Annotated in this window: 19 protein-coding genes; 12 read left to right on the top strand and 7 right to left on the bottom strand. The window is 56.8% G+C overall.

The window, feature by feature from the left end:
* Positions 1–24 precede the first annotated feature (24 nt).
* Both E0H22_RS25405 and E0H22_RS25400 read left to right on the top strand, forming a co-directional pair.
* On the top strand, positions 25–204 hold the full coding sequence (locus E0H22_RS25405; RefSeq protein WP_347340843.1) for a chromate transporter: 180 nt from the start codon (positions 25–27) through the stop codon (positions 202–204).
* Positions 205–575: 371 nt separating this feature from the next.
* Complete coding sequence (locus E0H22_RS25400; RefSeq protein ID WP_233023658.1) at positions 576–1,019, top strand: chromate transporter; 444 nt, start codon at positions 576–578, stop codon at positions 1,017–1,019.
* 259 nt (positions 1,020–1,278) lie between these two features.
* Here E0H22_RS25400 and E0H22_RS25395 read toward each other — a convergent pair whose 3' ends face one another.
* Entirely contained in the window at positions 1,279–1,824 is a 546-nt protein-coding gene (locus tag E0H22_RS25395) for a hypothetical protein (protein WP_233023657.1), read from the bottom strand.
* 778 nt (positions 1,825–2,602) lie between these two features.
* Here E0H22_RS25395 and E0H22_RS25390 point away from each other — a divergent pair.
* Together E0H22_RS25390 and E0H22_RS25385 are read left to right on the top strand one after the other, a co-directional pair.
* The gene (locus E0H22_RS25390; protein ID WP_347340815.1) at positions 2,603–2,896 is read left to right on the top strand and encodes a PilZ domain-containing protein; all 294 of its coding nucleotides are present in this window, start codon (positions 2,603–2,605) and stop codon (positions 2,894–2,896) included.
* An 891-nt stretch (positions 2,897–3,787) separates the two neighbouring features.
* Entirely contained in the window at positions 3,788–4,606 is an 819-nt protein-coding gene (locus E0H22_RS25385; protein WP_233023656.1) for an NUDIX hydrolase, read from the top strand.
* Between the two features lie 188 nt (positions 4,607–4,794).
* On the opposite strand, the gene E0H22_RS25380 is transcribed toward E0H22_RS25385, so the two are convergent.
* Positions 4,795–5,622, bottom strand: coding sequence for an ABC transporter substrate-binding protein (locus E0H22_RS25380; protein WP_283818765.1), 828 nt, complete (start codon positions 5,620–5,622; stop codon positions 4,795–4,797).
* A 29-nt stretch (positions 5,623–5,651) separates the two neighbouring features.
* Between E0H22_RS25380 and E0H22_RS25375 the strand changes: the two genes are divergently transcribed.
* Positions 5,652–7,091, top strand: coding sequence for an AMP-binding protein (locus tag E0H22_RS25375; protein ID WP_347340814.1), 1,440 nt, complete (start codon positions 5,652–5,654; stop codon positions 7,089–7,091).
* A 768-nt stretch (positions 7,092–7,859) separates the two neighbouring features.
* Here the strand turns inward: E0H22_RS25375 and E0H22_RS25370 are convergent.
* From E0H22_RS25370 to E0H22_RS25360, 3 genes are all read right to left on the bottom strand, one after another.
* The gene (locus E0H22_RS25370; protein WP_233023655.1) at positions 7,860–8,744 is read right to left on the bottom strand and encodes an alpha/beta fold hydrolase; all 885 of its coding nucleotides are present in this window, start codon (positions 8,742–8,744) and stop codon (positions 7,860–7,862) included.
* A 546-nt stretch (positions 8,745–9,290) separates the two neighbouring features.
* Positions 9,291–10,784 (bottom strand): tripartite tricarboxylate transporter permease, encoded by a 1,494-nt coding sequence (locus E0H22_RS25365; RefSeq protein WP_233023654.1) that lies wholly within the window; start codon positions 10,782–10,784, stop codon positions 9,291–9,293.
* A gap of 7 nt (positions 10,785–10,791) precedes the next feature.
* On the bottom strand, positions 10,792–11,244 hold the full coding sequence (locus E0H22_RS25360; protein WP_233023653.1) for a tripartite tricarboxylate transporter TctB family protein: 453 nt from the start codon (positions 11,242–11,244) through the stop codon (positions 10,792–10,794).
* Positions 11,245–11,544: 300 nt separating this feature from the next.
* On the opposite strand from E0H22_RS25360, the gene E0H22_RS25355 reads away from it, so the two are divergent.
* A complete protein-coding gene (locus tag E0H22_RS25355; protein WP_233023652.1) occupies positions 11,545–12,510 on the top strand; it encodes a Bug family tripartite tricarboxylate transporter substrate binding protein in 966 nt (321 codons plus the stop codon).
* 23 nt (positions 12,511–12,533) lie between these two features.
* Here E0H22_RS25355 and E0H22_RS25350 read toward each other — a convergent pair whose 3' ends face one another.
* Positions 12,534–13,745, bottom strand: a complete 1,212-nt coding sequence (locus E0H22_RS25350; RefSeq protein WP_233023651.1) for a CaiB/BaiF CoA transferase family protein — start codon at positions 13,743–13,745, stop codon at positions 12,534–12,536.
* A gap of 291 nt (positions 13,746–14,036) precedes the next feature.
* Here E0H22_RS25350 and E0H22_RS25345 point away from each other — a divergent pair, with 291 nt between their 5' ends.
* The 6 genes from E0H22_RS25345 (at position 14,037) to E0H22_RS25320 (ending at position 19,453) form a co-directional block, all read left to right on the top strand.
* Complete coding sequence (locus E0H22_RS25345; RefSeq protein WP_233023650.1) at positions 14,037–14,849, top strand: SDR family oxidoreductase; 813 nt, start codon at positions 14,037–14,039, stop codon at positions 14,847–14,849.
* A 19-nt stretch (positions 14,850–14,868) separates the two neighbouring features.
* On the top strand, positions 14,869–15,696 hold the full coding sequence (locus tag E0H22_RS25340) for an enoyl-CoA hydratase/isomerase family protein (protein ID WP_233023649.1): 828 nt from the start codon (positions 14,869–14,871) through the stop codon (positions 15,694–15,696).
* Between the two features lie 17 nt (positions 15,697–15,713).
* On the top strand, positions 15,714–16,106 hold the full coding sequence (locus E0H22_RS25335; RefSeq protein ID WP_233023648.1) for a Zn-ribbon domain-containing OB-fold protein: 393 nt from the start codon (positions 15,714–15,716) through the stop codon (positions 16,104–16,106).
* Positions 16,107–17,279 (top strand): thiolase C-terminal domain-containing protein, encoded by a 1,173-nt coding sequence (locus E0H22_RS25330; protein ID WP_233023647.1) that lies wholly within the window; start codon positions 16,107–16,109, stop codon positions 17,277–17,279. It abuts the gene before it with no gap.
* Positions 17,280–17,292: 13 nt separating this feature from the next.
* Entirely contained in the window at positions 17,293–18,438 is a 1,146-nt protein-coding gene (locus E0H22_RS25325) for an acyl-CoA dehydrogenase family protein (protein ID WP_233023646.1), read from the top strand.
* A 64-nt stretch (positions 18,439–18,502) separates the two neighbouring features.
* Positions 18,503–19,453, top strand: coding sequence for a Bug family tripartite tricarboxylate transporter substrate binding protein (locus E0H22_RS25320; RefSeq protein ID WP_233023645.1), 951 nt, complete (start codon positions 18,503–18,505; stop codon positions 19,451–19,453).
* 43 nt (positions 19,454–19,496) lie between these two features.
* On the opposite strand, the gene E0H22_RS25315 is transcribed toward E0H22_RS25320, so the two are convergent.
* Positions 19,497–19,955, bottom strand: coding sequence for a MaoC/PaaZ C-terminal domain-containing protein (locus tag E0H22_RS25315; protein WP_233023644.1), 459 nt, complete (start codon positions 19,953–19,955; stop codon positions 19,497–19,499).
* Positions 19,956–20,041: the final 86 nt, after the last annotated feature.

Below are 20,041 nucleotides of genomic sequence, written 5' to 3'. Positions count from 1 at the left end.
CGAACAGTCGCCCTCTGCCAGTTCCTGCCGGGGCCTGCGCCCAGCCAAGTCGGTATAGCAATCGGGATGTCGCGCAGCGGTTGGCGGGGCGCCCTCGCGGCTTGGACCGCGTTCACACTACCAACGGCGCTCGCTCTCTATCTCTTCGCACGAGGAGTGGCTGCAGTCGGGGGAATTCAACTGGCGGATGGCTTCATGGCCTGAAGGTCGCCGCAGTAGCCGTGGTTGCTCTGACAATCTTGGGGATGGCTCGCACTCTAACGCCGGATCGGTACGGGCCTCGGTCGCCGCCGTAGCAATGCTTGAGGCTTTCGTCTTGCCGTCCGCATGGGGCCAGATCGGTGGCATCGTGCTTGGGCGCTCTTCGGAATGATGTTTCTGAAGGGCGACGTGCCATCGGCCGCTGCGGCTCTTCCGCTCGCCATCAGCCGGCGTGTCGGCGCTGTCCTCTTGCTCACCTTCATCGCGTTCCTGTTGGGGCTCCCTTGATCGCGGCGATGCTGAAGAGCCAAGAGCTGACTCTGTTCGACACCTTCTATCGGGTAGGTGCGCTGGTGTTCGGTGGTTGACACGTCGTGCTCCCACTTCTGAAGGCGGAGGTCGCGCCGAACTTCATAAGTGAGAACGATTTTCTAGCTGGCTATGGAGCGGCTCAGGCCGTGCCGGGGCCACTGTTCACATTCGCCGCCTACACCGGCTCTGTGGTGGGAGGCTGGAAGGCAGCTCTTGTCTGCACAATTGCGATCTTCCTGTCGTCCTTCTTTATCGTGCTGGGTGCTCTTCCGTTCTGGAACGACTTACGCAGTCATCCTGCGGCTCGCGCGGCGTTGACCGGGGTGAATGCGGCGGTTGTGGGTCTTCTGCCGGCAGCGTTCTACGATCCAGTGTGGGCCGCGGGGATCACGAACAGGACGGATTTCGCCTTTGGGATCGGTGCATTTGTGCGTCTCTTCTGCTGGAAGACGCCAACTTGGCTGGTCGTCTTGCTCTGCGGCGTTGTTGGCCAAATCTTCATGTGACGAGTGGTCCGATCACGATCCGTAAGTTCTAGCCCAGCCCAGGCCGGTCGCAAGATCAGTGCAATCGGTTGGATCATCCTATTTGCGCGGATCTGAGTCTGTCGTCCTAACAAAGAGCGGCCACGAAGGATCTCGTACTGACATTCCGCCACGGTAAAGGATCGACTGCAAAGCGAATGCCCGCTCTTACACGAAGATTCGACCGCTGCGGTTGCGCGTCCACCGACCGGCCTGACCGCAATCCCATCGAAGTTTATATCTAATGCCGGAAAAGTTCTGGATCGAGGGCATCTATCGTCAAGCGGGTCAGGTCCCTATCAGCCACGACTCGAACCACACTATATACGAGCCGATCGCTCAGGCGGGCCAATCCAACGCTCAAGACAGATGCCGACGAAGCATTTTCAGCAACTCTGATGACGTCTTGAAAGTCATAAGATAAATTAAGAAAATCATCGACACTTCGTCGATCTTCTCTATTCAGCGAACTTGCAGGGACAGGCGCGGTTGCCTCCGTAAAAGTGTTGGCGATACAGTCTACAAATCCTAACCGTATTTCACCGTTATGTATAAGTTTGATCCAAAATAGTGGCCTGCTTGTAGAACCATCAAAGCTGAGATCAACTACCTTCGCGGCTGGCAATATGCTTCGTACAATTTGCAGCGACTTGATAGCCGAAGGTTTGAAACGGATGTAAACAGACATCTCGTCAAGAATAGTGTAGTTTTTACCTGATGGTGAGGTGTCCGCGTCTGTACTGCGAAAGGCTTCAGCTGAACAAGAGCAAAGAAGATATACGATCAAACCGCAGATAACTCCCGTTCCCACTCGCAGAGAACAGCGCATTATGCATTCTCGCCTGAACTTCAGCGCTTGTGATGAAACACCGGTAAGATGGCAGATGGTTTCTACGCAGACCTTCATCACTTCTGTCTGGATACGCCGGGGTTTTTTGCAGAATTTAGCTCGCCAAACAGAGCGGAGTTGCAGGTCGCGCTAATCTTGTCGCGGTTTTCTTTCAAACATACCGCAATCCTATCTGCGTTAGGAATATATCTCGAACAAAAGCGAATAGCATCGGATTCGCAAGCTACGCGTTGTTCAGGTGTCCCTTGTTGGGCCCGGGCCAATGTGCCACATGCGCCAATAAAGAGCGTGAGGGCCGCAAATTTTCGCATCAACATATGTTTCTCCGATACCGACAACGCGTTAATGCCTTAACGAAATTGATACGGTACAGTTCCGTATCATTTTTCATTCACGACCTTCTTCGTCGGCGCGTCATCCGGCGTCTTCGCTACCGCCCCAGCGGAGTATTCCGCGACGAGCCCCTCGTGACCCTTTTCTGGTTGATTTGCCCTCTTAGCATTCCAAGGGAAGCAATCGCTTATGGCCCGAGGGGCAGCTTTCCGTGGCGCGTGATAAAGGCGTACTACGCACTGCGCCCGCTGCGTTGGCTCTTGACCGATCGGAGAGTAACTCAAAAACTTCGGTTGAGGCATTCGGTCCTTGGAAACAACGAAAGACAAATCCTCGGCAGTATCAGTTGTCGGTATATAAGCCGTCGTAATCCATTTCTTAAATGCAACGCAAAGAGGCTGTGCGACCTATTCTTGTGAAGGAGCAAGAAATGGAACGACGACACCACGTGCGACGGAGGATGTGCAAGAGAGCTGCGCTTGAATTTAATGGTGGAAGCATTGATTGTACTCTAAAAGATCTATCGACAACGGGTGCAGCCGTGAGGGTCATTTCGCCGGTCGGCATCCCAGAAATTGTAACCCTGCGCATCTTCTCGGAAGAGCGAGTTGTTAAGGTCCGCGTTGTATGGCGGCGATCGGACTTATTAGGCTTACTTTTCGTGGCTGCTTGTTGAATCGATCTTCGATCATCGCGCGATATGGCGCTACTTCTTCAAACTCGAGGTCGATCGCAAACTCAAAAGCTGCTGCCGACTAAGGCGGAACAAAGTAGCTTCCTCTGAAGCTTCTTAACTGGGGGCCTGTTCGACGGACACATTCATACGCGGGTTGAACGAAGGTCACCCGCGGGGTCGGTCGTCTGATGATCGCTTCGAAATGGCTGGGCACCGTGGGCTTCGCGTCGCACCCGCCCGACGCGGTGCAAGTCGCAAAGCGAAAGCAAAAATCGATTTTAACCCTTCGCCCTTACGAGGTTCATCCGGCTCCAAAAAGGGCAGGTCCGCACTCATCAGTTTGCGAATTTTATAATTGTGGGGCATCGGATTCAAGAGAACACGCGATGCGCTCGAGATCTGCCAGCAGCCACGTGATACGGTGCAGCTACCGTTGTAGTTAGTCCCGAGGGTTTTCGGTGGCCTAGTGATGCTTGAAAATATCGAGGAGGAATGTGTGAGTGCCAAAAGGTATTATCTACTCCACGCATAAAATCTCTCGAACCTCTTTTTCGATAACGGTGTCCCGCCCTGAGGCTTGGGATACTGAGTGATGTTCGAGTGTGAGATTATCGATGCTGCAACGCATCTCGTAGATTGAGCACAAGCTCCTCCGCAGCTGTCAAGCAAGGTATTTCAAGTGACAGGGCGCGGTCCCGCATGCTGTAATGGCGCTTCTAGCGTTGATCAAAACGAACGTCGAGTTTACTTCGGCCTCCAGTTCCGACAATTGTCCTGAAGCATATGAAGGCATGTGGCCAAGTTCAACGAGATACCTGTTTGTTACGTGAAAGCAATTCTCTGCGACATTTACTCTGCCGTTTTTCTCTAAAGTTATCCATGAGGGGCCGAATGACTGAACAAGCAAAACCGCGATCTGCTGCAACACTGATGCTCGCACGCGATAGAACTGATGGAATTGAGCTATTTATGGTCGTTAGACACCATGAGATAGAATTTGCTTCGGGCGCCCTAGTGTTCCCAGGGGGCGCTGTCAATCCGCTGGATTTTGATCCGAGGTGGCATCGTCTTGCCGAGGGCGTTGACAGCCTCAACGATGAGATGTTGGGTCTTAAGGCTGCAGCTGCCCGCGAAGCTTTTGAAGAGTGCGGCGTTCTTTTCGCTCGCGAATCTCGTGGGGGAGCGTTGGTGGATGGCACGCGTGCAGAGGCGTTGGGTATCGCATATCGCCAACAGATCGAAGCCGGTGCCCTCGGATTTGCAGATATGATTGAGCAAGAAGGGCTAATTGCTGCTTTTGATCGACTTGTGCATTTCGCTCACTGGATCACGCCCGCACACATGCCTAAGCGCTTCGATACTTATTTTTTCCTTGCTCAAGCGCCGATCGATCATGTTCTTCAGCATGACGGACATGAAGCTGTTGACTCCATATGGATCTCCCCGGATCAAGCACGTATTGATGCCGAAGCGCACAAGCGAACGGTGCTCTTTCCTACGCTACTCAATCTTGAGAAAGTTGGTCGCCATCGGACTGTCGAAGAAGCACTTGCAGCGACTCAGCGCGAAACAATCATAACAGTTAGACCAGAAGTGCAAAAGTCTGAGGAAGGTAGGATACTTCGAATTCCAATGGACGCCGGATATGGCGCCGCAGATTTTTTGTTTGTTGGCGAGCCAGGTAAGAATAGCCGCATCGTCAAGCTATAGGCGAATGATACTGATAGACTGCAGCGTTATTTTTCACTCACACAGTGCAGTCGCTTCTCTACGAAGAGCGCGCCCAGAAGAGTTTACCCTGATGCGCGGATGCAATGAAATGGCGAGAATGAAAAGTGCAGCAGGGAACTTCATTGCTGCACTCTTTTTTTATCTCAAATCGCCAGAATTAAGTCCGCCTACTTGACGGCGTCCGATTTTGCGTAGTCGGCAGATTGAGATTTGACCACATTCCACACCTCGTCTGTATACGCGGCAATCCATTCCGTTTGGGGCACCCATTTGCTGCCGTCCCACATCTCGATACGTGTCTTACCGCCACCACCGTGATCTTTCGCGCTCACGGTGACGGGAGCGATCACGCCGTTGGCGTCGTAGCCGTTGATGCTCTCGAGACCGCCTTTGATCTTCTCCGAAGTCAGCGGCCATCCATTCTTTTTGACGGCAAGGCGGGCACCTTCGACAGCAATCGACCAGATTGCGATGCCTGTATTATAATAGACATCGTCTAAATTTTTGCGATCGCCGTTTCCTCTTCCCTTGTCGTAAAGTTCTTTGATAATCTCCTGCATCAACGGATGGTTCGAACCGCCAGCAACGTTTGTGCCACGTTTGATACCCTTGGCGGCAGCTGCGCCAATATTATTGATAGCGACTTCGTTCATCCAGTTGACGGCGATGTACTTGTCAATCGCTATCCCATTACGCTTCATCTCACGCGAAGCTATCACGTGCATATTCGACAGACTCCAGCTGATGATCCAGTCCGGCGCGAACCGACGCATTTGCGTCCAAGCGGAGGCCTGATCATTGCCTGGCAGTGGATAGGGGAAGAGCTGCAAATCGAAGTCTTCTTTGGCTGCGAGCGTCTTGACTATGCCGATCGGCTCCTGACCAAATGGGTAGTCTACGTAAAGATACGCAATTTTCACGCCCTTCAGGCTTCCGCCGGATTTTTGTTTGATATACTCGATGTCGTCTCCTCGATGTATATCGTCGGAACGCACGACATTTTCCTGATCGTGATGCCTTTATTGTGGAGGGCAGGCGCGTTACACATGCGGATTATTTAGACCGCGTCGAGCGGCTGGCAGCCGGTCTTGCCAGTCGCGGAGTGAAGCCGGGTGATCGCGTCGGAATTCTTTCGCAGAATTGTCTCGAGATGGTCGAATTGATTGGAGCGACCGCTCTGCTCGGAGCGATCCTTCTACCGGTCAACTACCGGCTACAGTTTGATGAAGTTGCTTATATCCTCGCCGACGGCGCGCCGGTCGTCGTCGTCGCCGGTGCCGACTACCATGATGTGATCCTCGGTTTGCAGAAGTCGCTGCCAACAGTGAAGCATTATTTCGCTATTGGCCGAGAGAACCCGAACCTGGCACCTTATGCGCAGTTGTCGGTGAACAAAACGTCCGTTTCCCTTTCTGCGACAGATGGCGACGGTGGTTTCCTCATCATCCATACTGCTAGTGTCGGCGGCCATCCCCGTGGCGCGTTATTGTCGCAGACGAACTTATTGACGGCAAATAGTTCGCTCGTCGAGACTTGGCATTTAACTGAGAACGATGTCAGCCTTGGAGTGCTACCGTTGTTTCACGTCGCTGGTCTGGGTTTAATGCTGGCGATTCAGCAGGCTGGCGGCGCCAGCATTATTTCGGAAAAGTTCGATGCGGCGGAAGCTGTGCGCGATATTGTTGTTGAAAAAATCACGATCATGTCCGAGTTCTCACCGATGTTGGCAAGCATCTTAGATCTGGCTAACGCCGGAGAACTATCGTCGCTCCGAGCCGTCACGGGACTGGATTCGCCTGAAACGATCGAGCGGTTCGAACGCGAGTGCCCCAACGCAGCATTTTGGGTCACGTTTGGGCAGTCTGAAACGTCAGGTCTTGCGACATTGTCGAGATATCGAGATCGTCCGAACTCTGTCGGCCGGCCAATGTTTTGGCGAAGCTTGGCGATAGTTGGCGACGAAGATATACCAATGAGGACAGGAGAGATGGGTGAGATTGTTGTCTGCGGCCCAACTGTATTCTTGGGATATTGGGGTCTCGATGCGGATACGGCTTACACGCTCAGAAACGGCTGGCACCACACTGGTGATCGAGGGTACTTCGACGCTGAGGGTTATCTCTTTTATGCCGGTCGCATGCCGGAGAAGCAATTGATTAAGACCGGCGGCGAAAATGTTTATCCGGCCGAAGTCGAGAGCGTTATACGCAAACATCCAGCCATTTCCGATGTTGTAGTTATCGGCGTTCCCGATCCGCAATGGGGCGAGGCAGTCAAAGCAATTTGTGTATTGCACCCGTCAATGGCAGCCACACCTGAGGAGATCGTTGCATTTGCCGGCGAATTGATCGCGCGCTACAAGCGTCCGAAAATCGTTACATTTATTGATAGTCTTCCAAGGAACTCCGCTGGCGAGATCGATAGAGCTTCTGTCACATCAACGCACGCCCATACAAAGATATAATCTAAGTAGCCTCTGAACTGCGCCGGCTCGCGCGGCGTATCTCACTATTCATAGTACTGTAAAAATTCGGCTTCGATGCGTGAGTAAGTTCTATTCGCTCGCGAAGAACCGCAGTGAAGATATGAAAGATGGTCTTATTTTCGAACAGTAGGGGAGATAATTTGTGGTAGCAGAAATTATAGTGCGATTAGGGTGCGAGCTTTAGAAAAGGTCTTCAATCTTGACCTATCTTGAAGCCGTTTTTAGTTTCATTCGATACTCGCAGTTTTACTGCGGAGGGTGTCCTCCTGATCCTCTCCGTCAACTTGCCCCGGTTCGCCGGGGCTTTTTTTTCGCTCGTGCCTAAGCCTCGGAGCCGACGGAGCGGCCCCGGAAGCGCAAAGTAAAAATGGCTCCATAGCTTTTGCGGCGTGTGAGGGATTTCGGCCAGGGCGGCAGCGTTCTCCGGCGAGATTACGCTGCAAACTAACGCAAAGCTGAACAGTGAAGTCGTTGTCGGTGCGCTATCTTTGCTGCACGTCTGGCATCAAACTTTGCAGAATACGCGCAGCGTGATGGGTAGGAACGTCGCGTACATCAAATGATGACCGACAAGAACGATAGAGAATGCACTGCGGGCTCGGATTCAGTTTAATCTCAAGAGAAATACAACTGATCAGTCGTGAGTTAAAGCTGGCTGGGAAGTCTTTTCGCATGATGCTTGAAATAGTCCCTCCAACTTCTTAGGAGGATTCTTCAAATCACACTGAAGGATATTTTGCTCTGCGCTCACGGTGAAGCATCATGATAGGTTTTAATCAGGAATTCGAGAATTGCATCCGTAAAAATATCGTTCTTGTCACCCACAACCATATGAGTTGCACCTGCAATGTCGCTGATCTCTGCGTGAGGAACAAGTGCCTTGAAAAGCGATACTGCTGACGGCGAAACTAAGTCGCTGGCATCACCTCGGATCAAATGCACCGGGAGCTTTAAGCTAGATGCTGCTGAGTCGAAAATCGATCGCCGAAGCGAATTGCTTTCGGGATGTGTCTCTTTAATGCTTACAATGCCTTCGATGAAAGCGGGATCCCAGTGCCAATAGTACCTTCCGTCGCTTCGAAATCGAAGATAGTGATGCAGGCCCGTGGACCCGCTCTGCTTTCTTCGATGAGGCATGTATTCCGCAATAATGTGGGCGGCCTCCTCTGGTGAAGCGAAGCCGTTGCGAGCGTGAGCAGCCATAAAGCCCACTACGCGAGCGATTCCCTTAGGATCCATTTGAGGAGTGACATCTACCAGAGTGAGCGAGGAGAAGGTCTGAGGGCGGATATTTCCTTCCGCAATTATTCCCGCTAAGCCGCCAAGAGAAGCTCCTATCAAAGCTGGCCTCTGTCGACATGCCTGCGCGAGAGCGACTAGATCGCTCGCAAAGTCGCGGATATCATACGCCCCATCCTCCGCCCAAGCGCTTTCCCCGTGGCCGCGCATGTCGATAGCGACTGCGCAAAAACCGCACTTCGCAAGACGGTCTGCAGTATTTCTCCAGGCTCGGCGCGTTTGTCCACCACCGTGCGCGAGAATAACTGGAAGACCCGCGTTATCGCCTCTGATGGAAGCCGCTATCGCTTGCCCACGATGGCCGATCAAAATCGTCGTGTCGGTGTCAGGCAAAAGTGGAAACTTTCTCAGTTGAGAGAATAGTTCTCGGTGCTAACAAGCGCCATTCTAACAAACGTTCGATTAATCGGTCAACGCTTCGATCACGCGAGTGCTGCCCATACACGCGTGCGGACACCTCATGCTGCCAAGTTTTTACCAGCGCAAGCTTTACCAAGAGACCGGCCAGTACTGCAAATAAGGTTGACAGCAATGAAACTTGTATTAGCGACCAAGATCCGATATCAAGGTCGAGCATCTTTGAGTTAGGAAATCCGTGGTTCGATATCCCTTTGCAATTTGGCTCCGGTACGAAAGGCCGAATAGCGAACTCGCTTTCCGATACCCGCCCCTATTCCACCAGTCGGCGCGTCCCGGCCGGGTAGACCATTCAACCATGAAGGCTTTCATATCGATAGGGTGGAAGTGAGGGCAACGTAGCCTATTCACATTGTAACCCGTAGCGTTATTTCCTAATTTGGGAGCTGTCGCCGTCATGGCTCCGTGAGATCTGGTGCTCACCCGCCCCTCAAGCAAGGCAGGTAGTATTCCGTTTTGGACTCACTCCTGGAACGCCTCCGCACGATGTTTCCGCGCCGACGTGAGCAACAGTAACGAACAGAGGATCACACTTATCAGCAGGAAGGCGGCGCTAATTGGCCTCTGCAGAAAAATCATGGCGTCGCCTTGTGACAGAAGCAGAGAGCGGCGCATATTCTCTTCCAGCAACGGGCCGAGAATGAAGCCGAGGATGAGCGGCGCTGCTTCGCAACCGAGGCGGCCGAGTATATATCCCGCGACGGACAACCCTGCGGCCAGATACATGTCGAACGGACTGTAATTGAGACTGAAGAGACCGACGCAACAGAAGACGACGATGCAGGGAAAAAGAACCCGATAAGGCACTGCCAAGAGCCTTACCCAGAGGCCGACGAGCGGCAGGTTTATGATCAGAAGCATCAGATTTCCGATCCACATGCTCGCGACCATTCCCCAGAACAGCGTCGGGTTCGTCGTCATGACGGCTGATCCCGGAGAGATTCCCTGGATCATCATCGCGCCCATCATGAGAGCCATCACAGCATTGGAGGGAATGCCGAGGGTCAGCAGCGGAATGAACGAGGTTTGAGCGCCAGCATTGTTGGCCGATTCCGGTCCGGCCACGCCTTCGATCGCGCCGCGCCCGAACCTGCTGGGATTCGCAGCGATCCGCTTCTCCAACATGTAGGACGCGAAGGAACTCAGAACGGCACCGCCGCCGGGGAGCAATCCAAGCAAGCTGCCCAGGACTGTCCCCCGCAAGATGGCTGGCGTTGCCTGACGCAAATCCGCGCGCGTAGGCATCAGTTTGCCGACGCTGCTAACGGACGCCTGCTCGTCGCCTTGCCTGATCAGATTGCCGATGACTTCGGCCAGGCCGAAAAACGCAAGCGCGACCACGACGAAGTCGATTCCTTCGGAGAGGTTGGCGGCCCCGAAAGTGAAGCGTGAGGCACCTGAGTTGACGTCGGTGCCGACGATCCCCATCAGCAAGCCGACGATGACCATGGCCACCGCCTTCAGGAAATCGCCCGAGGCCAACAGCGTCGCGCATACCAGACCAAAGAGCATCAGAGAGAAATATTCCGGCGCGCCGAAGTGTTGCGCGACGCCGGCGAGCAGGGGACCAAACGCGGCGAGCGCGAGCGTTCCGACGCATCCGGCGACAAATGAGCCGATCGCAGCGATGGCGAGGGCCGTGCCGGCGCGGCCCTTCCGGGCCATCGCATGGCCATCCAAAGCGGTCACGACCGAGCTGGATTCGCCGGGAAGGTTCAGCAGGATCGCTGTTGTGGATCCTCCATATTGCGAGCCGTAATAGATGCCCGCCAGCATAATGAGTGCCGCGATCGGGGTAAGGCCGTATGTGATTGGTAGCAGCATGGCCATCGTGGCCACAGGACCGATACCCGGCAGCACACCGATCAACGTGCCGAGAAGACATCCAACGAACGCGAAACCCAGATTGGAGAACGTCGTCGCGATGGACAGACCCGTCAAGAGATTGTCGAGCATGATCCATTCACCATTTGAACAGCGGCACGGCAAGACCGATACCGCGGATAAAGACAAGCGAGCAGAACACGCAGAGCGCAATCGGCAGCACCACGCGCTCAAGGACCGACGACCGGTTTGTGGCCACCATTGCAATGGCACACGCGATTGCAATGGCGGCGGCGAAGCCGAAGCGGGGGATCGTCAAGCCGAAGGCGACAAGCGCACCGGCGATGGCGAAGATCGGCAGGAAACGTTCGACAGCAAAAGTGGCGCGGGGAGACACCAAACCCCTGCCGGCAATCACCGCACCGATGATGAACAGAAGTCCGCCCAGCAAGAGCGGGAAGAATCCTGGCCCCATCCGCGAAAGTGAGCCCAATTCATAATTGCGCCCGGCCACGATCGCCGCCGTTCCTATCGTCATGAAGACGCACCCGCTCAGCACGTCGGAATCGGCTGCCGCCCTTGGCACTTTCATGTCTCTCTCCCGGTTCGATGACGCGCTGCATTCAAAGGCCGCGGTCTCTCCGCTTGAATAGCAAGGAGCGTGCCGCAAGCGCTGCGTGTCAGCGCAGAGCGTGTGCCGGATAGCCCGCTGCGGGAATCTGAGGAGAAATGGATGTAGCGAAGACACCATGTGTTCCGTGCGAACACATTCTTTGGCCTGCGGGACAGACCGGGCGCAGTTCGCCTAGCTTGGTTTGCTGGCATGTCGCTTGCTCAAAGAGGTGACCGCCAGACACGAAGAACAGGCGGGCACCGAGAGGGAGAGACGCAGATGAAGATCCTTAGATCGCTGATGACGGTAGCGACGCTCGTCGTGGCAACAACGACCGCGCATGCACAATTTTGGCCGAACGGTCCGTTGCGAATGATCGTACCGTTCCCCGCAGCCGGACAGACCGACCTGCTCGGTCGCGCCTTCGCAGACGCGCTGAAGAATGCGACCGGTGTTCCCGTAGTCGTCGAGAACAAGACAGGCGCCGGGGGCAATGTCGGAGCAGCGGTGGCGGCTCAGGCGGCCGGTGACGGGCAAACCTTGCTCGTCGTCACACCGGGCATCCTGTCAATCAACAGATGGCTGTACGCCTCCACCGGCTTCGATCCGGACAAGGATTTCAAGATGGTCGGCATCGTCGGCCTTATGCCGAGCGGTGTCGCAGTCAATCCGCGCCTGAATATCTCCGACCTGAAGCAACTTGTCGATCTGATGAAGAAGCGCTCCGACGTGCGGACGGCGTCACCGGGCGTCGGAACGACGGGGCATCTGATGAGCGAGCTTTTGAAGACCGATGCCGGTGTGAAATCAATCCATGTACCGTATCGCGGGAATGGTCCGGCTTTGCAGGCCCTGATGGCGGGTGAGGTCGATGTCCTGATCGATGGCATCCCGGCGATGATCGCACAACAAGCGAAGGGGGCAATAAAACTCGTTGCCGTCACGTCGTCCGAGAGGGTGAAACAACTGCCGGATGTTCCGACCGCCGTAGAGCAGGGCTTCGGCGCGATTACGAACGAGGCCTGGTATGGCATCGTGGTGCCCGCCTCGACACCGGACGATCTGACCGCGCGCATCTATGCCTCCGTGCAGACCGCGATGAAGGACCCGAAACTTCTGGAGCGCTTTGACACTTTGGGTATTCGCCCGCAGACGATTGACGGTGCGCGCATGGCGACGATCGCGAAGGAAGAGAGCGTGCGATGGAAGGAAGCTGTTCGGCAGTCCGGCGCGAAACTTGACTGAATGTTCCGCGCCGAAGGAGGGCGTCATGCGATCCGCACGGCGCCTTCCGTTGCCAGCACATCAATCTCGCGCTCGGTATAGCCGTGATCGAGCAGGACGGCCCGTGTGTCAGCACCGACAGGGCCTGCCGGCTTCCCGATGCGGGTCGGGGTTGCCGAAAACTGGATAGGAGAACGTACCGCCATGATCCTGCCTTCGCTCGGGTGCTCGACGGTTTTGAACATTTCGACTGCGCGCAGATGCGGATCGTCGATCAGCTCAGCCAGTCCGAGTACCGGGGCTACGGGGATGCTCGCGGCCCGGAGGTGAGTCAGCCAGTAATCGGTCGGCCGTTCGGCGAGCAAGGATCCCAGAAGCGTGTACAGAACCTCATAATTCTGGCTGCGCGCGTTCTGGCTTGCAAACCTTGGATCGGTCAGCAGATCGGGGCGATCGACTATTCTGAAGAAGTCGCGCCAGTTCTTGTCGTTGTACGGCAATGCGCAGACATAGCCGTCTGCCGTGCGATGCGGCTTGCGCAATTGAGAGAGTACGCGCGCATAGCCTGGCTGTTCGTTCTCGCCGAATGTGCGGTCGCCAAGATGTTCAACGAGGAGAAACGAGACCATGGTCTCGAACATAGGGACCTCGATCTTCTGACCTGTACCCGTGCGTTCACGTCCGATCAGCGCAGCGAGAAGCGAGTGGGCAAGCGTCAGTCCGCAGACTTTGTCGGCGATGACGGTTGGAAAAAAGCGTGGTTCGCCCGCGAGCTTCGAGCCCAGATCGGCGATTCCGCACAGACCCTGGATCATGTCGTCGTAAGCCGGATCGTCCCGATAGGGACCGTCCTGCGAAAAGCCGTAGGCACCGCAATAAACGATCTTTTCATTGAACGCGCGCACGCTTTCGTAGTCGAGCCCCAGTCGTTGGATAGCTTGCGGCCGCATGGCGTGGACAAAAGCGTCCGCGCTGGCGACGATCTTGCTCAGCGCTTCGCGGCCCGCCGACGTCTTGAGGTCGAGGGCGACCAATCGCTTGCCGCGGTTGAGCGCTATGTGAATGGGGCCCATGCCGCGGTCGCCATTTTTGCCGACATGCCGCATGATGTCACCTTCCGGCGCTTCGATCTTGATAATCTCCGCGCCGAAGTCGGACAGGATCTGCATGGCATAAGGCCCCATGATAACCGCAGTCAGGTCGACGATCTTCAGTCCGTGCAGCGGACCATTTGGCTTGGCCGTTTCCATCTTCATATTCTCTGCTCTTTGCTGGCAACTCATACCGAATCCGCGCACGCTTTGGCGTGGCGGTCGACGCATTCATTCCGCAAGATGCATGCCACTGCCGATCACGGGCCGGCGTCAATCCGCTACGCGACGGCGATGCGGCGGATGTCCGCTCCAGCTACACGCAGATCCGATTATGTCCGCCGCTAGGACATCTTCGCTGCCGCAGAGCCATCTTGTCGGCGTTCCGTATCTGATTTTCCGATTGGTACGTGCCTTGCAGTCCATGTCCGGCATAAACAAAGGATCAGGGCGGCAATGAACGAGAAGAACGCATCCATCTTCGGATTGGGAATACTCGAGGGCACGTCAGCCTTCGTCACAGGGGGCGGAACAGGTATCGGCTTCGGCATCGCAAAAACCCTCGGCGCGCTCGGCGCGAATGTGACGATCGCAAGCAGGCGGCAGGAGGTTCTGGACAAAGCGTGCGCGGAATTGTCAGAGGCCGGTGTCCGCGCACTTGGTATCGTTTGCGATGTTCGGGATCATGGCTCGGTCAAGCGAGCTGTCGATCAGTCGGTCGAGAAATTTGGCGGCCTCGATATCCTTGTCAACAACGCTGCCGGCAATTTTGCCTGTCCCACCGAAGATCTGTCTCCAAACGGTTGGCGCACCGTTGTCGATATCGATCTGAACGGCACCTTCAATTGCTGTCATGCCGCCTTTCCGCACCTGTCGAAATCGCCTCATGTGGGACGGATCGTCAGCATTATCACGGCCTATGCATGGGGTGGATGGCCGGGCTGTGCGCCGGCCGCCGCTGCGAAGGCCGGTATCCAGTCGCTGATGCGGACGCTGGCGATCGAATGGGCTCCGAAGAACATCATTTCGAACACGGTGGCTCCAGGGCCGATCGCCGATACGGAAGGCACGAAGCGGATTCATGAAGACACCGATCGTGCTGCAGCTGAACTCGCTCGCGTTCCGGTCGGTCGCTTCGGCGAGGTCGAGGAGATTGCCGCCGCCGTCGCTTATCTCGTGTCGCCTGCGGCCAGATATGTGAACGGGACCGATCTCGTCGTGGATGGCGGTCGCCAATTCAAGGCGACTCCGCGGCCTGACGCAAAATAAACTCATCACGGAGCACGACATGCAACCAGTAACAGTGACGCGCGATGGCGCGGTAGCCATCGTTCGACTCACGAACGACGAGAATCGAAATTCGATGACGCAGGTGATGCGGGAGGCCGTCGCGACGGTCTTCGCGGACCTTGATGCCGACGTCGACTGCCGCGCCGTGTATCTGACGGGAAGCGGCAGATCCTTCTGCGCCGGTGGTGATCTCCCGATGCTCAAGAACGAGATCGATCCATGGTCCACGCACTCGCGGTTCAATAGAACCGCGCAGTGGCTCACGACCATGATCCGTCTCCGGAAGCCGCTCGTCGTCGGTGTCAACGGCTTCGCTGTCGGAGGAGGGTTCGGACTCGCGCTGACGGGAGACGTCATTCTTGCCTCTGAGAGCGCCCGGTTCATGGCCGGTTTCTTTCGTCTGGGCGTCCTTCCCGACATAGGAGTGATGTACAATCTCCCACGGCTAATCGGAATGGCGCGCGCAAAGACATTCATCTTCGAGAATGCCACGTGGACGGGACGTCAGGCAGTCGAGAACGGGATCGCTGCGGCGGTGTTCGCAGACGAGCAGCTCGACATTGAAGGGATCAAGCGAGCGCATCAACTCGCGGACGGGCCAGTCGAGGCCATCGGTCTTGCGAAGTGGTTGATGGGGCGAACATTCGAAAGTTCCCTCGACGACATGATGGCCTTCGAGAACCTTGGGCAATCACTCGTTTTCACCAGCCAGTCGTTTCAGGAGGGGCTGTCTGCGCTGTCGGCGCGCCGCGCGCCGGACTTCAAAGCCGCGTCCGAAAAGGAAACGTTCGTTAAGAACGCGCGCCGCCGGAGGTCCGGTCAATGAGGGCGGCTGCACTTCCTATGCCTTTCGCCAATGCGGATGCCGCGGAGTATTGGCGGTCCGCCGAGAAAGAGGAATTGGCCCTGCAAAAGTGTAAGGGCTGCGGAGCCGCTCGGTTTCCGGCGCGCCACCTCTGTCCAGTCTGCTGGTCGGATCAGGCGGAGTGGTCACGCGCGAGCGGCCGCGGAACGATCTACGCGGCGACCGTGGTCCGGCGCGCTCCATCGCCGGAGTACAAAGACATGGTGCCTTACGTGCTCGCCCTGATTGATCTTGAAGAGGGACCGCGGATGATCACCAATCTTGTCGGTGACGGAGCCCTGAACTGGCGTATCGGCGATGCCGTTCGCGTGACTTTCGAACGAAGAGTCGACGGCGTCATGCCGCAATTCGAATTGGTTGGGAACGGTTAGATGGGGGACAGTCTCAGAAACAGCGCGGTGATCGTCGGCGTAGGCGAGTCCGAGATCGGTAAAGTTCCGCACATGACCGGCCTTGGTTTGAACGCACAAGCCGCAAAGCGGGCCATCGAAGATGCCGGTTTGCGCCCTGCGGATATCGACGGTCTTTTTACGGCCTATTCCTTTACCGAACCGTATTTCATGCTGGGATCAGTCCTGGCTGAATATCTCGGCCTCAAGCCAAATCTGTGCGCGTCCATCGTTGTCGGGGGCGCGTCGCCAGCGGCTATGATCGGGCACGCGGCGGCCGCCATTGCGGCCGGTCGTGCACGCGCCATTCTCATCTGTGCCGGCGAGAACAGAGCGACCGGTCTGTCGCGCGATCAGGCGGTCTCGGCACTGGCCGCGGTCGGCCATCCCTATTTCGAGGCTCCCTACGGAGCCTTCATCCCCTCGCTCTACGGCCTCGTCGCCAATCGCTACATGCATGAATATGGCATCACCTCCGAGCAGATGGCAGCAGTCGCGGTGCAGTCGCGCAGACACGCGGCGCTACACCCGAATGCTCATATGCGTACACCCATCGAGGTCTCGGACGTGCTCGCTGCCAAGCGGATATCCGATCCGCTTGGCGTACTCGACTGCTGTCTGATCTCGGATGCGGGCGGCGCGATCGTCGTTGCTCATCCGGATCTGGCGAAAGATCAACGCAAGGCACCGGCGTGGCTGTTCGGGCTTGGTGAGCACCACACGCATGAGCATCTCATCGCCGCTCCCAGCCTGACGGAGTTCGGTGCTTCCGTGTCGAGCAAGATCGCATATGACATGGCGGGCGTGAGTCCAGACGATGTCGATTTCGCCGAACTGTACGATTGTTTCAGCATCGTGCCGATCATCGAGGCAGAGGAAGTCGGCCTCTGCGGGCGCGGCGAGGCGGGCCTGCATTTTGCAGAAGGACATGCCGCGTTCGACGCAAAGCTCCCCATCAATACTCACGGCGGGATGCTGTCGCACGCTCACGCAGGCGCCGCGGGAGGTTTGTTCGGGGTTATCGAGGCCGTTCGGCAGCTGCGTGGTGAATGTGGCGCTCGTCAGGTCGCAAAGCGCGACCTCGCGCTCATCCATAGCGAGGGCGGCATCATGTCGTCGCATTGCACGCTGCTCTTGGGCCGTGACCGGCGCTGAAGAAGGATTAGTCATGCCATACGATACATTCGGATTTTCGACCGACCAGGTGCTGATGAGGGACAATGTTCTTCGGCTTCTGGAGCGGATATTTCCCGCCTCTGCGATCGACGATCATGAAGCGCGATCCGCTTACCCGGATGAGGCGCATCTCGAACTGGCCAGAGCCGGCTGGTTTGCGCTTCCGTTCGAGGAGGAACATGGAGGCACCAATTGCTCATTCATGGACCTGGTCGTGTTGCTCGAGGCTCTCGCCTACTATCACAAGGGGCTTTCGACCGCCTATCTGGGGCCCACGATCTACGGTGGGGCGGCACTGCGCCACGGCGCGAGCGAGGAGCATAAGCGTGCCTACATTCCGGAGATCATCGCAGGTAAGGTGAAGATGGCGATCTGCTATACCGAACCGTCCGGCGGTTCGGACGCAGCCGGCATCAGGACACGGGCCATCCGCGACGGCGACGACTACGTCATTCGCGGTCAGAAAGTTTTCATCACCAACGCCCATGTGGCCGATCTCATGGTGGTGAGCGCCAAGACCGATCCGGGAGCCGGACGCCACGGGCTCAGCATGTTTCTCGTCGATGCGAAATCCGCTGGTATCGAAGTTCGCAACCTGGATCCTCTGGGAAGCAGGACGACCTTGATCAACGAGGTCTTCTTCGACGACGTGCGCGTGCCGAAGCGGAACCTGCTCGGTGAGGAAAACAAGGGCTGGAAGCTGTTGATGCGTGGCCTCAATCTCGAACGCATCGTGCTCGCCGCCGCGAGTGGTGGACAAGCATTAAAGGTTGTGGAGATTGCCAAGTCGTTCGCCATGGAGCGCTCGGCCTTCGGAAAGTCTCTGCACCAATATCAGGTCATCGCACATCGTCTCGCCGAAATGAGGATGCTGACGGAATCCGCCCGTGCCACGACCTTTCGTACCGCCGCGAAGCTGGACGCCGGCATCGACGCCGTGGCCGATACGGCGATCGCCAAGACGGTGGCGGCGGAAAATGCCTGGAAAGTGGCCGATTTGGGCATGTCTATCTTTGCCGGCAGCGGATACGTCGCCGGGGACATGCAGCGGATATTCCGCGACACCCGGCTGGGCCCGATCGGTGGCGGTACCAGCGACATTCTGAGGAACGTCGTGGCGAAGGAAATGGGTCTTTGAGTACGGGAAACGAAAGGGGAGGAATATCATGCGGATGACAAGTATACGTGGAGCTTCAGCGCTCTTGAGTCTGCTTTACGCTGTGACAGTCCATGTCGCGCCGGCAGCAGCCCAGGCCTCTTACCCAGACAGGCCGATCCGTTTCGTGGTCGGCTATGCGGCTGGAGGCCTCACCGACGTCACGACCCGGCTCGTGGCCGAGAGGATGAGCCGCGATCTCGGCCAGCCGATCATTATCGAGAATAAGACGGGTGCCGCGACAGGCGTCGCTTCGACCGCCGTGGCTCAGTCCGATCCAGATGGCTATACTGTACTCTTGGGGACACCCAGCCTTGCGATTAATCCGACATTGCAGCCGGGCTGGACTCCAAAAGATCCGATGAACGAGCTCTCGCCGGTCGGCCTGATGTGCGAGTCGCCATTCGTACTGATGGTCAGCAGTGGCGTGCCGGCAAAAACGCTTGATGAGTTCGTTGCGCTCGCAAAGGCCAAGCCGGGGCAGCTGAACGTCGCCAGTTCTGGCAACGGATCCGTCAATCATCTCATACTTGAGATGTTCAACCGTCGCGCTGGCGTGCAACTCGCTCACATCCCCTATCGGGGCGCAGCGCCAGCGGTCGTCGACATAATCGCCGGTCGCCTAGACGCCACGTTTGCGACCCCTCAGGACGTCATCCCGGTCGTGGAGCAAAAGGCGGCCCGTGTTCTCGCGGTGACGTCGGCAGAGCCGATCTCGCTGTTCCCGGATGCGCCGTCCGTCGCGCGTCTGCTGCCTGGTTTCCGCAGCGTCTTCTGGCAGGCCTTGTTCGTGCGAGCCGGCACACCGTCGCCCATCGTCGAGAGGCTCGCTGCAGCGCTCCGCGTCGCCCTGGAAGACCCAGCACTACGCGCGAAAATGAAGGAGCGAGGCGTAACCGTGCTATCGGGAGGACCGCGCGAGCTCGGAACCCTGCTGGCAGACGAAACGAAGATGTGGGGCGACGTCATCCGATCGGCCGGCTTGAGATCTGAATGACGAAAAGCGGTCGTCTGCCGTGTGGCAGACGACCGGATTCACATTATCCTGGGCGACGTCGATACAGTAGTGTGGCGATCATCTGCTGCACGTCCTCTCCGGACTGATTTCGGATCTTGCGATCCAAGGTGACGGCCCCGCGGTCCGGCTTGCTGGAGGGGCGGATGTCAGTCACGGTGGCGTGCACCTGGATCGTGTCGCCATGCTTCACGGGCGCCAGCATTTTCCAGCTCTTGATTTCAAGCAATGCGAGCAATGTCCCGTCATTAATGCCGCTCGCATAAGTCAGGCCTCCGGCTACGGCATAGATCAGCGGCCCATGGGCGATGGGCTCGCCAAATTGCGTCGTCTTGCAGTATTCGAAATTCGTGTGCACCTCGTTGAAGTCGCCGGACAGGCACGCAAAGTTGACGATGTCAGTCGACGTTATGGTGCGGGCTGGCGTAACCAGCGTCTGCCCGATCTCGAAATCCTCGAAATACATCCCACGTGGTTTTTGCATCTTGGCTCGTTCCTCCCGATAGAGCCGTACGGGCAGCAAGGCTTATGCCAACGGAGCGCGCCCGCCGCGTCTTCATCCATCGATGC

It is taken from the genome of Rhodopseudomonas boonkerdii (assembly GCF_021184025.1).
GTDB classification, from domain to species: domain Bacteria; phylum Pseudomonadota; class Alphaproteobacteria; order Rhizobiales; family Xanthobacteraceae; genus Tardiphaga; species Tardiphaga boonkerdii.
This window is presented reverse-complemented; position numbering and strand designations above follow the sequence as displayed.